The organism is Pseudodesulfovibrio profundus (genome assembly GCF_900217235.1).
GTDB classification, from domain to species: Bacteria; Desulfobacterota; Desulfovibrionia; order Desulfovibrionales; family Desulfovibrionaceae; genus Pseudodesulfovibrio; species Pseudodesulfovibrio profundus.
On the sequence record NZ_LT907975.1, the window covers coordinates 3,333,384 to 3,348,336 of the forward strand.

Below are 14,953 nucleotides of genomic sequence, written 5' to 3' on the forward strand. Positions count from 1 at the left end.
GGGCTGTACCAGATAACTAGCCCATATGTCTTCTAACCCACTGTTTCAGTTGTTTAAACTGGCTTCGCGGATTGCTGTTATTAAAACGCCACTCGCATTCCTTTAAAAACAGAGAAAAATGCTTGGTTGGAATGCCGTTGAATTTCCTCATATGGCGTTTGGCCTGGTTCCAAAAATTCTCGATTCCATTGATGTGGTTGTGGCTATCTGCAAACAGCTTCGAGTGGTTGATTCGGAAGTGTTTGAACGCTGACACATCAAGGACATTGTAGCCATACCAGCAGTCCGAGTAAACCACACTGTCTGGCTGGATTCTTTCCTGAATAATGGGAAGCAAGGTTTTACCTTTCGCATCAGGAATCACCTGTGTATAGACCTTCCCGCCCCTTTTAAGGATTCCAAAAACAGGAACCTTACCAGCCGCCCCACGTCCTCTTTTGCCCTTTCGCTTGCCACCGAAGTAGCTCTCATCGACCTCAAATTCGCCAAAATCCATCCCTTCACAGGACTCTTCTACCGCTATGATTTCCCGGAGCCGGTGAAAGTAATAGGCGGCTGTTTTGACGTTCACACCAACCAGATCGGCAGCGCAACGAGCTGTCGTGCCAGCCACAAAATGTTCGATTAAACGAAGCTGCTTGTCCTTGCTCAAACGACTTTTTCGCATTGCCATACCGATAACCCAAAGGAGTTATCTGGTACAGCCCCATGTGTTAAAAGTACATCTCCTTCTTCAGCAAATCCTTTTCGCAGCTGATTTGCTTGGCTTTGTTTTATGTATTTGCAGGTTCGAAAGGAAAGGGTCCCATTGTTTATGTCTGAAGCTGCAACGAATGGTACGCCACTAGAAACGAAATCATCACCCTTAGGATGAATTCCTCCATGGTTTCCATCCATTGGTTTCTCAATAATATCTAATTTAATTAGATCACTAATTGTATATTGCTGAACGTTGTCAACACTTCCTTTTTTCAAAATTTGTTGCTCTCTACTTCCCATCACGTCCCACCTTCCGTTCCTGCTCCAAAGCCCTGGCAGATGTTCTCAAGTCCTCAATGTAGGTCTTGTCGGCCTCTTGCTGTTCTTCAAGACGTCGCTTCTCGGCGAACTTGTCGTATTCCGCTTTGGCATGAGCCACAGCAGCTTCGCGGCTGACGCTTCCTGCGCCCTCAAGCACAGGGAGATCCACATCGCTCAAGAACTTGTCGAGAAAACCCTTCCAGTCTTCCATAAGGATATTCTGTCGCCGCTGAGCGCGAAACTCGGCCTGATCCAGGAACATCACGGTGATACGATTGAGTGTATCGATTTCCTTTTCGTCGAGGTAGTTTTTGGCCGTCTCGACATCCCTTTTCAGCACCCGTGACCCTTTGTAGTTCGTCAGCCCCATGTCGCGCAATTCTGCGTTGGCGCGGGTTTTGACGATCTCGCCTGCAGTCAGTTTTGTTGCGGCGTAGTGCATCTTGTTTTGCATGGTCGCAAAGAAATTGTGGGTTGCCTTCTCGCCCTCGCGATAGTCGGCTGCCAGTGAAAAGATATTGCGGATCATCAGATAGACACGAGCTTCACTCGCTCGAATCTCACGGATACGCGCCAGTAACTCTTCAAAGTAGTCAGCCCCGCTGGATTCGCCCTTGAGGCGTTCATCATCCAGAGTAAACCCTTTGACGAGGTATTCGTTCAAACGGTCCGTTGCCCACCTGCGGAACTGGCTACCCAGCTTGGAGCGAACCCGGAAACCGACGGCAATGATCATGTCCAAATTGTAGTGGTCAATCAGGCGCTTGACCTGCCGAGTTCCCTCAGTTTGAACTATTAAGTATTTCTTAATAGTTGCCTCGGGCAACAGCTCTTCATCTTCGTAAATGGAAGAAATGTGTTGATTTATGTTGGAAACAGAGGTCCCGTAAAGATCTGCCAACTGTTTTTGAGTCAGCCATACGGATTCACCTTCAAGCCTCACCTGAAGCGGTTTATCCAGGCCTTTTCCCTGGTAGACAAGGAGTTCGCCCTGTGGGCGTTCGTTGTTATTCGGCATCGCTGGCCTCAACTGAAGGGGCAACTCTGTTGATCATCGTAAGCTCATTTTTTTTTGTTTTAAAATTGGTTCTCAACTTTACTGCTAGCAACCACCCGAATATTATTGAAAAAGCAGCAATTAAAAAGATACCAAGACAACCCAACCAAAACAAATCAGCTTCATTGTTATTGGGGTTAGAGATCGTAGGGGCTATACATAAACAAACTCCACCAATTACTATCCACATTGCAATAATAAGGCTGTTTATTGCCTCGTTAACTTTACTAACAGAGTAGAAAACATCATTGTTTTTGTTATGAAGAACTGTTTTGTAAAGATTTCCAGAAATACATTCTTCGAGCATATCAATGTGTGATTCCCAATTTTCTTGCCATTGCTTTGATCCTTTTAAAGCTACCCGCCATAAAAGTGTGAAAAAGCATGCAAAAATACTAACTAAAAAAAGAAAATAGAACTGCCCAGTAGTCCCGTTTCCTTTCGCTAACAATGTGCCAAACGCCAGCATAAATGCGGCTTCAAACCCCCAGAAATACAAAGCTCGCTTCCAGTAAAGTTCTATCTCAAACTGTCGGACTTCGTGTGCCTTGTCGTACGCTTCTTGGAGTCGGGATTTTGTTCCAGCTTCAAGGCATTCATTGTGCTCATTGATTACTGACGCTTTAGGCGCGTTGAACATATGGTTCCAGTATTTATATGTCAGCGGTTCCTTTGACATAGCTACTGTCTCCCAAATCCCAACTTCTTTAGATTTTCCCGAATCACGCTATCCAACCGCCGTCCCTCTTCCAGCTGCTCGAACAGTGTCGAGGTCAAAGCCGCCATCTTTTCTCCAAAGGGGATGCCATCGTCCTCTTCCTCGCGAGCGCCAACGTATCGGCCCGGAGTCAGCACATAGTCGTGCTTGCGGATATCCTTCAATTCGACCGAAGCACAGAATCCGGCCTCGTCCTCATACGGCGTCTCGGCCTTATCGCCCATCTGCCAGTTCAGCAGGGTCTGCGCGATCCGCAGGATGTCCTTTTCGCGGTCAAAGTCTCGCAAAACGCGGTCGATCATGTAACCGCAATTCCGGGCGTCGATGAACAGCACCTCGCCGGAACGGTCCCGTAACGTCTCGATATTCTGTCCGTTGGATTTGTCCTTGTTCAGGAACCAGATGCAAGCCGGGATCTGCGTGTTGGTAAAAAGCTGTCCAGGCAGGGCCACGATGCATTCCACGAGGTCCGCATCAACGATCTTCTGACGAATGTCCGCCTCACCATTGGTAGCGGTGGACATGGAACCATTGGCGAGCAGCAGAGCCATTTTGCCCTTGGGCCCAAGGTGGTGGACCATGTGCTGCATCCACGCGAAGTTGGCGTTGCCATCCGGCGGCAGGCCGTACTTCCAGCGCACGTCGTCAGCCAGCTTGTTCGCACCCCATCCGCTGATATTAAACGGCGGGTTGGCCATGATGTAGTCAAAGCGCTTGTCCGAGTGCTGGTCATTGCCAAAGGTGTCGGCAGGCTCCTTACCGAAGTCGAACTCAATGCCACGGATAGCCATGTTCATTGCCGCCAACTTCCACGTAGTCGGGTTGGACTCCTGCCCGTAAATGGACAAGTTGCCGACCTTTCCACCATGGGCCTCGACAAATTCCTCGCTGGAAACGAAGAAGCCACCGGAGCCGCAAGCCGGGTCATACACACGCCCTTTGTACGGGCGAAGCATTTCAACGATCAGCGTAACAATCGATTTGGGCGTGTAATACTGACCGCCTTTCTTGCCCTCGGCTACCGCGAACTGCCCTAGGAAGTATTCATAGACATGGCCCAGGATATCCTTGGCTTTCAAACTTTCATGCTCAAACGGAATGGTGTTGATCAGGTCCATGACCTCGGCCAGCTTGGAGCTTTCCACCTGAAGCCGCGCAAAGTCCTTGGTCAGCACATTCTTGAGGACCGGGTTCTCCTTCTCGATGGCGTCCATGGCATCATCAAGCAGGTTGCCCACGCTCTTGAATTCTGCCCCCCAAGGTAACCTGGAACCGGGGTTAAGCTTCACGCATTCGAGCAGGGTGGACCAACGCCCTTTCTCCGGCACCCAAAACACGTTGGCTTCGGTGTAGTAGTCGCGCTCCTCAAGCTCGTCAGCAAGAAGCTCTTCGTCTTCCAGGTCGTCATCAAGATAGTACTCATGGTCGGGGTCAGCGAACTGAGCCTTCAGCTCGTCCTGCCGCTGCACAAAACTGTCGCCCACATATTTCAGGAAGACCAACCCGAGCACGACGTGTTTATACACCGCCGCATCGAGCGAAGGCAGGAGCTTACAAGCGGCAGCCCACAGCCGCTTCTCCATTTTCTTGAGAAACGCATATTGTTCCAACGCTGTCATTTCGTTTTCCTTTTCAGATTCAGTAAGATTGGCAAAAGTCATAATACACGGGCACGGAAATGTGAAACACGAATTATGCTTATAGAAAAAATGACATCTGAAATATGATGAAAAGGCCTGTTTGCTTCAAGCTCTTTACAAGCGAAACACCTCAGCCACGATCAGCGGCTGAGGTGTTGTACTATCTAGAGTTGCAGAACCAGCTCCTAAGCGTTGTAGGCTAATATAAACCCAGAGGATTATATGGGAGCAGATTAAGTCTGACAAACAGAATAGTCATGCAGATCCTTTGATTGCTTGTATTTCTATCTACGATAGTGATTACCCCAGAGAGGGCGGCACCTCAAGCGATCAACGCAAATAAATATAATTCTCAAGAGAATGTTATTGAGGGGTAAAAAGCTGCGGCAGTACAAGGTGTTGCGCATGGTAGTTAGCATGATAGGGTCTGTTAAAGCTTGCAGCCATTTCCACCGCTTTTCAAAAATAGGTGGACGTTTTTGATTCACGTAAAGAGGAACTACTCTGTCCTCTTTCCAAACTCTGCTTCAACAATGTAAGAGTCCATGTTTTCGGCGTATGATGCCTTGTCAATTTCTTTTTTGGCTTCGGCGGAGCAGCCATAACCACCTGCACTCATGCTTCCCTGAAAGCTACGCCTAAGAGAAAATGATGTTTGCTTTTTCAATTCGATCGATGCTTTTAGACAACCACCCATTTCACGTGCATTTACCATTGCACCCCAAGAAGGTTCATAAAGCAGCCAGCCAAAAGGAGATAAGTCAAGACAATCTGATTTATTCCACTCCAAGCCTTCGAGAACAAAGGATCTTGTGTCACTCATATATTGATCAGCGCTTGAGTCAGATTGGTCCTTTATTTCACCACTCGCTGAAACAACTGGGGTGTCAACTGAGGCACTGGATGAAGTTGCACTGTTCTTTTGTCGATAACCAGCCCCAACTTTGCGGATAGAAATGCCTGTAGCCCCCAGCGCTACCAGCAGTCTAATTAATTCTGCTTCTCTTTCCGCATAGAGGACATCGTCATAGGTTTCTTCTGGGATGTAAACATTTGATTTGTTTGAGTTTGGCAATTCTGCCAGAGGGTGCAATCTATATGTTTTGCCTGGTAGAGGGTGTCCAGGTGGAAAGAAACAATCAAGATTTTTTGCTTCATTGAATGTTTTAACCATTAGGCCTGATGCCTTAGCCAAAGCCTTGACCAGACCATTACTGATATTTTTATTACTTTGATCCTCGTCGGAGTTAACGGGACTAAGGAGAGTGCCTAAAGTCTGGACTGCCAAAGTAGATCCAACAATAGTAGTGGCACCTGAAACCACTGATGAAAAATCTACTGACTCCCTTAACAACATCTCAGTATCTTCGCTCTCTTCACCACATTCAGAGATATAAAGGAATGGTTTTAATTCGTTTGTCATCTTCGGCGTCCTTTAGGTTTGGTATCCCCTATTATCAACATCTCCAGGAGAGGATTATTATCTGATACTGGATGTGCTCACAGGTCGATCAGATTCAGTACGATTGGGGAAAGTCATAATACACGGGCTGGGAAATGTGAAACACGAATTATGCTTATAGAAGATGTGACTTCGTGGGTGAGGCTCAAGAAATTATCAAACACGTCGCACTTAAGCGTAGGAGCGAAAGTTCCAGCCTTTTTTTTGTAGCTTGCAGTCTATTACATGATGTTCTATTTTGTATGAGTATGTGTGCAGCAATCAAAATCGAAGATTACTTTACTTTGGATAATATTTCTGAAGTTTACGACAAACGAATCCGATCCAAATCAGGACGTGGAATTGATCGAACATCCGTTGTTGATTTCGATAAAGACGCAGAAGGACACTTCGAGGTTATTAGGAGAAAATGCACAAACTCGACATATCGCTTTTCACCCTACCTCCAACGCTTGATCCTGAAAGGCCCAAAGAAATTTCCGAGATCAATCTCGATTCCTACAGTGAGAGACAAAATAGTTCTAAGCATTTTGAACTCTGTTCTCCAAGACGCTTTCCCAGACAGTGTTAAACGGGAATTGCCCAATGTGAAAGTCAGAAACTTGGCAAAGGCACTCAACAAATCTAACGGGGCGCGAAGCCTTCATAGAGTGGATGTCGAAGCATATTATGACAACATTGATCACGAGCAACTATTTTCTGAATTAGACTCAAGTGACTTGGCAAGTGAATTTTTAACCCTCATTCGAAGAGCGGTAAGAAACCCTACAGTCCCTGAAGGTTACCACAGAGAAGATCGGCAAAACTATGCCAACAAAGACGGCAAAGGTGTCCCTCAAGGTCTTCCGATTTCAAATGTACTCGCAGAGATATACCTCAAAGATACAGATGAAGTGCTTGAGAAGCTTTGCTTCCACTACGACCGATATGTCGACGACATCGTAGCATTGACCGACCCAGAAGTTGATTTTGAGGGAGTGTGTCAAAGTGCACTTAAGGACAAAGACCTTGGACTGAACACCGACAAATCAGATTTCTGCTGTAAGGACGAGTGCACGATCTACTTGGGGTATACTATTTCCGGCTCCGATATTTCTGTTAGACAAAGCACCTTAGAGAAGCACCTTCACTCCATCTCGATGATGTTCGTCAGACTAAAAAGAGACCTCTGCGCATCCCCTTTTCGCGTCCGTGCCTTGCGCTCCGCACCCAATTTGATGTTCTGACCGCACCCCAGCTTGGGCTCATTCCCGGCCTTTTCCTGCCATTTCTGGCCGAAATGCCGGATTTTGGACGCACCTCTCCCTTCAGGCTCGCGCCAGTCGAACAGCTTTTTTCAAATTGAACGCCATGGCGAGGATGTGGAACTCTCCCTCCACCTTCTCACGACCCACGTATCGGGACCGAAAGAATGCGTAGCCACGTTTGAGTGTGCCGAAGGCCCGCTCGACTATTTGCCGAATGCTGCTGATGTCACGGTTGCGGGTCTTTTCGAAGTCTGTCAGCCTGCCGCCACGAGGCGTCTTGTCCATGGTTCCGTCCTCCAAATCGCGATCAAACAGAATGTCCCGGTTCTTCCCGCTGCAATAGCCCTTGTCCGCATAAACCCGTGCGCCGGGATCAAGGCCGACGCCATTCACGAGCCGCTCGAATTCGCCCGTGTCCGAATGGTTCGCGGGAGTGATGTGACCACAGAGCAGAAACCCGTCTCGACTGTCCGTCGCGGCATGGAGCTTGTAGCCGTAATAGGCCCGATTTCTCTTGCGGAGCCAGGCCGCCTCCTCGTCATCCGAATAGCTGACCCGGCAGTCCACCGGCCCATCCTGTTCTTCGGCGTCCTCGGAACGGTCCTCAGGCATCACGTCGATAACCTTGCGCGGCCGCCGCTGCGACTCGACTACCGAGGCGTCCACCACGGCTCCCTCACGGACAAGAAGCCCTTGTCCTTCAAGCTGGCGGTTAAGCATGTCGAGCAAGGAGTCCAGCACCTTCAGGCGGATCAAACCGTTACGGAAACGGCATATGGTGGTCTCGTCCGGCACGTCGTCCTCGATGGAAAAACCGGTAAATCTGACAAAGGAGAGCCGGTCGAGCAGCGCCTGCTCCACGCCCGGATCACTCAGGTTGTACCAACGCTGCAAGAGCAGAATCTTGAACATCGCCAGAGGCGGATAGGCGGGATTGCCCACGGCGTTGGCCTTGCGCCTGATCTTCTTGCACAGAAAGGCGTTGATGGGCTGCCAGTCGATGAGTTCGTTGATCTCATCCAGAAATGTGGTCTTGGTTCTGCGGTGCCCCAGGAAGTAATCACCCAACCGAGGTCCTTTCTGCCGAATAGCCATGCCTTCCTCCTTTGGATGGAGAAATAATAGCATAATAAATCAAATAGTTAAAGAGTAAAAGTGTGGGATTTGCCGTGCAGAGGTCTCAATAGGGTAACATTCGATCCAGGTGTGCGCACACAAGGAACTTGGCTAAACCAGAATGGTCTGTCTTGCCCATAAAAAAAAGCCCTGCGCTGGTGCGCAGGGCTTTTTTTGATTGTTTTTGGGAGACTGGAGATTACATGTCCAGAATCTTTTTGGCGGTCTCGTCCATGACGTCGGTGATGAACGGGATGCCGGTTTCGGCAGCGGTCTCGCGGTTGCCGGAGGCGATGTCGTTGCGGGAGATCTGGTTCAGGTCGAACTTGCGGGCACCGGCCAGGAGCTGTTGGAGTCCGGCGGAGAGCTTGTCGACGAGGCACCAGATGCCGACGGCTCCGAGAGGTACGTTCTTCATTTCATCCTTACCGACGACCTTCTGGACGTCCTGGTAGCAGGCGAAGATTTCTTCTGCGGTGGCACCGTACTGGGAAACGGAAGCGGGCAGCTTGTCCCAGTTGCCGTTGACGGCCTGGCGGCGTTCGGGGTTGAGCACGCCTTCGATGTTGGAGCCGAGGAAGCCGGGGATCATCATTGCGCGACCCATGCAGATCATCTTGGTGAACGGAGCACCCATGGCGAGGGCCTTGAAGATGTTGCTCTCCTTGGCGAAACCACCGGCAAAGGACATGTCGACCACGCGCTGGCCGCTGGCGGCGAGGCGGGAAGCATATTCGTGTGCCTTGGCGTGGAGCAGGATAGAGGGAACGCCCCAGCTTTCCATCATGTTCCAGGGGCTCATGCCGGTTCCGCCGCCGGAGCCGTCCATGGTCAACAGTTCAAGTTCAGCTTCGGAGGCGAACTTGATAGCCATGGCCAGCGCTTCCATGCCGTAGGAGCCGGTTTTGAGGGAAATGCGCTTGAAGCCGAGTTCGCGGAGGTATTTGACTGCATTCATGAAGTCGTCGCGAACCTGCTCATAGGAGGACAGGTCGGTGTAACCCAGACGGCTGTGACGGGCGAAATGCTTGACCGCACCGGCCTTGTAGCCATCCTGTACTTCCTGTTTTTCAGGATCGGGATCGACGAGGTAGCCACGCTTCTTCAGGAACAGAGCGTAATCAAGGCTGGTGACTTCGATCTCGCCACCGATGTTCTTGGCGCCCTGGCCCCATTTCAGCTCGATGATGACCTTGTCGCCGTACTTCTCAGCAACGTACTCGGCAACACCGTTACGGGTGTCTTCGACGTTGAGCTGAACGATGATTGCACCGTAGCCATCGTAGTAGCGCATGTAGGTGTCGATGCGGCGTTCCAGCTCGGGAGCCTTGGTGATGCGTCCGTTCTTGAGTTCGGCTTCGCGGTCAACGCCGACGACGTTTTCGCCGACAACGATGGGCGCGCCAACCAGAGCACAACCCGCGGCAAAGGAATCCCAGTACTTGGCTGCGATGAAAGTGGAGCCGAGTGCGCCGGTCATGAAAGGAACCTTACACTTGGTCTTTTCCTTGGTACCGAAAGATGTTTCGAGAGAAACGTCGGTGAACAGCAGGTCCTGATCGGCGCTGGTGGAACCCGTGGCACCGTAGTTCAGGCCCTGGATGCGCAGGGAGTTGTAGGAAACACCGACGTGCGTGGTGTTGCCGCTGCCTGCGGTAACAAGGCCGAAGTCGCGGGGGTACAGCTTTTCGCGGCCGCGCAGGGAGGACAGGAAGGTCTCACATTTGCCCTGGCAGTCGGCGCGGCACAAGGTACACAGGCCGGACTCAATGGTATTTCCTCGGTTCACACATCCCAAAACATCATTACTTTTAGGCCAATTGTTCATCTCATCTCCAAAATTATTTTTAAATTACATCTGTAAGATTTGGTAAAGGCGGAGCCGTTTTAACGTATTCTTTGTCAAGTGTCAGCAAAAATCGACAAAAAAGTATTTAATATATTACAAATATGTTAAAACCATGCGTTGATGGTTTTCCATTGTGGGTGATTATTCCATCATTGTTATAATGGCAATCTTTATTCGTCGCTTTTCATACAGTTTTGAACGACCGTCAGCGCTTGATAATCAAGGCTTGGTACGTCAAAAAGTGTCCTCCCATAATATAATGATATGGGTGGTCGATAAAAGGGAGCTAACTAGCGGGGGAAATTGCTTGAAGTGGTAACTGTGTCGTTGGGGAGAAACCAGATGGAGGCACTGTCCGGGTAATGAGAGTCCAGAAAGGCGGTCCCTTTGGCCGGTCCCATTATGAATAGTGTGGTTGCCAGCGCATCGGCTGTTTCTGTTGTGTCGGCAATAACGGATACACCTATGGATTCGGTCGCAGGTTCCATTGTCGATGGATTGATGATGTGATGACGAATGGAAGGTGTTGTGGTCGTTTCGGTTGTAATGAACTGCTGGTAATCGCCGGAGCCGCACACGCCTTTCTCGCGGACGGTGATTGTCTGGTACACTGAAGCGTTTCTCGGGTGGCGAATGCCGACAGTCCAGTCGCGGTCACCGAAACAGTAAAAATCGCCGCCTGCTTCGACTATTCCGGCACGGATTCCTTGTTCCCGCAGCAGGTTGACGGCCATATCCACGATAGTCCCTTTGGCGATTCCTCCAAGATCAAGGACCATGCCTTTTTGTTCAAGTCGTACCCGTTTCCCCTCATGGTCAAAGAGGACCTGCCGAAAGTTCACGAGATCGGTTTTTTCACGGGCTATGGTCGGGTCGATGGCGTAGTAGACAGGCATGCTCGTCAAAGCCCCGATGGTGGGATCGAAAACGCCGTTACTCTTGTGGCTGATATCGACGGATCGCTTCAGCAGGGTGTAGGTGCGAAGTGATGGTTGAACCCAAGACGTGCCGGCATGTGTATTGATGCGTCCGATGGAACCCTCGGGGTTACGAAAGTCGAAATCCTGTTGGATGGAGCGCATTGCCGTGATCGTTCGCTTTGCGGCCATGGAGGCTTGTTCCCGACTGTCTGCCTCAAGGGTCAGATTGACAATAGTTCCCATGGCGACATCAGTGAATCGGTGGAGGGTATCGGTGGGGGAGTTGGTGTCGTGGGACATCCTCACTCCGGCCGTAAGCAGCAGAATGGCAGCCATTGATCCGGTTAGCACATAGGCTGTCCTGATTCCCCAGTGGAGTCGGTCGCGCAGGATGATGGCACAAATCGGGATCGTGGATGCGGCACCCAATAAGCCCAAGACCTGCATGGCTGGAAGTGGTGAGTGATAATTCTGTATGATCATACCACCGAGCAGCGGGCCTGTCAGGAAACCCACACCGGCTGCCATATTCGCAACCCCGAAAACCGTTCCCTTGTTATCGGTGGCACTGGAAGCCAGAGCCATGGATGGCGGGATTGACCATGCTGCACCCAGTCCCATGGTCATGCCGAGAATGGCAAACTGCCATGCTTGTGTGCAGTCGGCCAACAGGTACAGACTGCAGGCACTGATCAGCAAGCCTGTCAGGACTTGAATCAAATGCGGTTTTTGATGTGAGAATCGACTCGTTATCAGCAACCCGAGAAAAGTTGCCGCCCCGGGGATGGCAAAGATGAAGCCAATCTGAAGGCCGTTTTTTCCTATGATAGTGGATAATATTATTGGGTAGAATGCGGCAAGAAATCCCAGCCCCATTGTTCTGCCGCATATGGCAATAAGAAGCCCCATGATTGTATGGCGGCTGAGTTTCGTTTTTGGTTCATTGGCAGCTTTGGAGGGGCGGGCAGCACTGTCGGGCAGAAACAGGAACGCTGTTGCGACCGCAAGCCCCATACAGGTGGAAAGCGTTATCAGCACATGGGGTACGGATTTATCTGCATAGAGAAGACTACCAAGAATGGGACCGGCAACTGCTGCCGCACTGAAAATGGATGCGTATGTTGCAAACTGTCTGGGGAGTACGGATTGGGAGCTTGCATCCCCCAAGGCCGCCATGCCCACAGGGCGAATTGCCCCGGCAGTTATCCCGATACAGAACTGGACAAAGTACAACGTTGTTATCGTGGGGATGAGAAAATATACGAAAGGAACGAGGCATCCGATTATCATGGCCGAAATAAGCGTGCGTCGGGTGCCGAAAGTGTCGGCGACAAGTCCGAAAATCGGTGCGGCTATCAGCCTGGCCAGATAAAACCCTGCAAACGCACTGCCCAGCCACGTGAAGTCCATGCGTTGGTCAAGTGAGATCAAGGGTATCGTATAGGCAAATGACCCTATACCCAGGCATACGAGAAAGGTGACGAAGTAAAGGACGTTCCTCGTTCTTTTTGCATGGTCTTCGATCAAGTGGGCATTTGTCATTGCCTGGTGTGTCCTCGTTGGTATCCTGATTCTCAACTCATTCTATTCATGACCAGAATCAGGGATGATGTCCAGTCTGCCATGGTTGAATAACGTTTCCTCTTTTTTCGATTATCCCGACTAAATCGATTTATAATTCTTCCCCCCCGTCAAAGTGTGCAAGGTGGGTACTAGGCTATAGCGTATTTCATACACGCATTAAATTGAATGCCTTGTTTTGGCGGAAAATAATCGGGAGGAGTTGTGAGGCTGAAATTCGTTCTCTATGCATCTGTCGGCACGTTATTTGGTATCGGGCTGGCAATGTTCCTGGCTACCTTCTTTATTTCATCAGCACAAAAAGACGACGGTCTGGTCATCAACCTGGCAGGTCGGCAGCGCATGCTGAGTCAGAAGATGGCGAAAGAAGTCCTCCTTTATCATCAGGCGGTTGCATCCGAGCAAGATGGCAGCGCGATGAAAACGCAGGTCCTGTCCACCATGGAACTGTTCGACAAGACACTCAAGGCGCTCGCCAACTCCGGACAAGCCCCGGTCACGGTTGACCCTGCTGGCCCGGCAAAGATGATCCCCGCTGCTTCCGAGGAAGTGGGAAAGCAACTGGCAACAGTCGAATCATTTTGGGCAGCATATCAAGGTGATATTCGTTTGATTCTTGAAAAGCATGAGTTGAACAAGGACTTTTTGAGTAACAGCCTGAATGTTCTCAAAGAGATGAACAAAGCGGTCGGCATGATGCAGGCCGAGTCCGAAGAACGGGTGCAGGGGCTTATTATCAGCCAGATCGCTGGCATCATTGTCATGGCTTTGATCGTGGTGATTGCACTATTGGTAATCAGTCGTAAAATTATTGCTCCTATGAATAAGTTCAAGGATGCAATGGAAAAGATGAGTGGCGGTGATCTGACGCATCTTTGTGAAATGCAAAGCAGAGATGAAATTGGTGAAGTGAATCAGGCTCTTAATGATATGAGCGCACGTCTGGCCCAGATTGTTGATGATGTGAAGCGGTCGGCGGGCAATGTGGCTTCCGGTAGTTCTGAGCTTACGGACACGACCAACATGCTCGCATCCGGAACGTCACATCAGGCTTCTGCCATCGAACATATCGCGGATTTGATGAAGGGAATGCTCGATTCCATCTCCAGAACGTCAAGGACATCAGAAAGTACTAAGGAAACAGCTCTAAAAGCTGCGGTGGATGCCAAGCGTGGTGGTGAGTCGGTTTCTTCGGCCCTTGAGGCGGTCAAAACCATCGCAGACAGGATTACCGTGATTGAAGAGATCGCCCGGCAAACCAATCTGCTCGCCTTGAATGCCGCCATTGAAGCGGCCCGGGCCGGTGAGCATGGCAAGGGCTTCGCCGTGGTTGCTGCCGAGGTTCGCAAGCTCGCAGAACGTAGCGGGCAGGCTGCCAGTGAGATCGGCGAGCTGTCATCCAATACGATCAGGATGTCGGATGAGGCCGAGGAACTGCTGCGTTCCCTTGTTCCCGGCATTGAGGATACCGCAGAAATGATCGAGGAGATATCTGCGTCAAGCAAGGAGCAGCATCAGAGCGTCATTGATGTGGAAAACGCCGTAAGCCGCCTTGAATCGACCATCCAGCAAAATGCTTCCATCAGTGAAGAGTTGGCTGCCACGACGGAAAACCTCAGTGACCAGGCTTCACAATTGAGAAACGAGATGCAGTTTTTCAGAACATGTGAAGACGAAGAGCAATCGTATTCTCCCTCCTCGTACTCGAGCGAAGTGGAGTACAACCCCAGTGTGGTCAGGTCGGAACCCGTTCGGCGTCCGGTGACTGCGAGTGCTCCTCCGCCTCCCAGACTGGAGAGACCGCAAGCGCCTGTGAGTAGTCCTCCGTCAGATCATGGCGGAAAGATACTCATGGAGAGGGATGCCTCTTTCAATACCGGTATCGTGGAGATAGACGACCAGCATCGCCAACTGGTGGATATGCTCAATCGATTGAATGGAGCCATGGCACATGGTGAAGGGGCCAGTGTTCTTGGTAATATCTTTGACGAGTTGAAAGCCTACACCATCAGTCATTTTGGAACGGAAGAAAAACTGTTTGACGAGACAGGGTACCCGGGGGCTGAACAGCACAAACAGATTCACGCGAACCTGCTGGAAAAGGTTATGGAGCTTGAATCGGACTTCAAGTCCGGTAGAGTGACCATGAGTCGCGAAATCCTGATGCTCCTGAAGGACTGGCTCCAGAATCATATCAAGGGTGTGGATATGGAATATGTTGATCATCTGAAAGCGAATGCTTCCGGTATCAGCCTTTCATAGTCGGATTATTGCTCAATAATAGAGAGCCGGTCTGAGTGGAGTTCAGACCGGCTTTTTCTTTGTATGTGAAAGTTGGGTCGG

The 14,953-nt window shown here is 50.3% G+C and carries 11 protein-coding genes; 2 read left to right on the forward strand and 9 right to left on the reverse strand.

The features are described 5' to 3' along the window. Positions 1 to 16 precede the first annotated feature (16 nt). The 6 genes from DPRO_RS15690 to DPRO_RS15715 form a co-directional block, all read right to left on the reverse strand. Positions 17 to 667 (reverse strand): IS1595 family transposase, encoded by a 651-nt coding sequence (locus tag DPRO_RS15690; protein ID WP_097012874.1) that lies wholly within the window; start codon positions 665 to 667, stop codon positions 17 to 19. Beyond that, positions 649 to 999 (reverse strand): restriction endonuclease subunit S domain-containing protein, encoded by a 351-nt coding sequence (locus DPRO_RS15695; RefSeq protein WP_097012909.1) that lies wholly within the window; start codon positions 997 to 999, stop codon positions 649 to 651. Before DPRO_RS15695 ends, DPRO_RS15690 begins: the two co-directional genes overlap by 19 nt. Continuing rightward, positions 989 to 2,038 (reverse strand): virulence RhuM family protein, encoded by a 1,050-nt coding sequence (locus DPRO_RS15700; protein WP_097012910.1) that lies wholly within the window; start codon positions 2,036 to 2,038, stop codon positions 989 to 991. Before DPRO_RS15700 ends, DPRO_RS15695 begins: the two co-directional genes overlap by 11 nt. Continuing rightward, positions 2,028 to 2,756, reverse strand: a complete 729-nt coding sequence (locus DPRO_RS15705; RefSeq protein ID WP_097012911.1) for a RipA family octameric membrane protein — start codon at positions 2,754 to 2,756, stop codon at positions 2,028 to 2,030. Before DPRO_RS15705 ends, DPRO_RS15700 begins: the two co-directional genes overlap by 11 nt. 2 nt (positions 2,757 to 2,758) lie before the next feature. Further along, complete coding sequence (locus DPRO_RS15710) at positions 2,759 to 4,414, reverse strand: class I SAM-dependent DNA methyltransferase (RefSeq protein ID WP_097012912.1); 1,656 nt, start codon at positions 4,412 to 4,414, stop codon at positions 2,759 to 2,761. A gap of 520 nt (positions 4,415 to 4,934) precedes the next feature. After that, complete coding sequence (locus tag DPRO_RS15715; protein ID WP_097012913.1) at positions 4,935 to 5,858, reverse strand: hypothetical protein; 924 nt, start codon at positions 5,856 to 5,858, stop codon at positions 4,935 to 4,937. Between the two features lie 281 nt (positions 5,859 to 6,139). Here DPRO_RS15715 and DPRO_RS15720 point away from each other — a divergent pair, with 281 nt between their 5' ends. Beyond that, positions 6,140 to 7,123 carry a reverse transcriptase domain-containing protein gene (locus tag DPRO_RS15720; protein WP_232005625.1) on the forward strand — a complete coding sequence of 328 codons (984 nt, stop codon included), beginning with the start codon at positions 6,140 to 6,142 and terminating at the stop codon, positions 7,121 to 7,123. A gap of 81 nt (positions 7,124 to 7,204) precedes the next feature. Here the strand turns inward: DPRO_RS15720 and DPRO_RS15725 are convergent, their stop codons facing one another. The 3 genes from DPRO_RS15725 to DPRO_RS15735 form a co-directional block, all read right to left on the reverse strand. Further along, complete coding sequence (locus tag DPRO_RS15725) at positions 7,205 to 8,272, reverse strand: IS5 family transposase (RefSeq protein WP_097010253.1); 1,068 nt, start codon at positions 8,270 to 8,272, stop codon at positions 7,205 to 7,207. A gap of 187 nt (positions 8,273 to 8,459) precedes the next feature. Next, complete coding sequence (locus DPRO_RS15730; protein ID WP_097012914.1) at positions 8,460 to 10,088, reverse strand: glutamate synthase-related protein; 1,629 nt, start codon at positions 10,086 to 10,088, stop codon at positions 8,460 to 8,462. Positions 10,089 to 10,399: 311 nt separating this feature from the next. Then, positions 10,400 to 12,571 carry an MFS transporter gene (locus tag DPRO_RS15735; RefSeq protein WP_097012915.1) on the reverse strand — a complete coding sequence of 724 codons (2,172 nt, stop codon included), beginning with the start codon at positions 12,569 to 12,571 and terminating at the stop codon, positions 10,400 to 10,402. Between the two features lie 243 nt (positions 12,572 to 12,814). Between DPRO_RS15735 and DPRO_RS15740 the strand changes: the two genes are divergently transcribed. Beyond that, positions 12,815 to 14,872 (forward strand): bacteriohemerythrin, encoded by a 2,058-nt coding sequence (locus tag DPRO_RS15740; protein ID WP_097012916.1) that lies wholly within the window; start codon positions 12,815 to 12,817, stop codon positions 14,870 to 14,872. Positions 14,873 to 14,953: the final 81 nt, after the last annotated feature.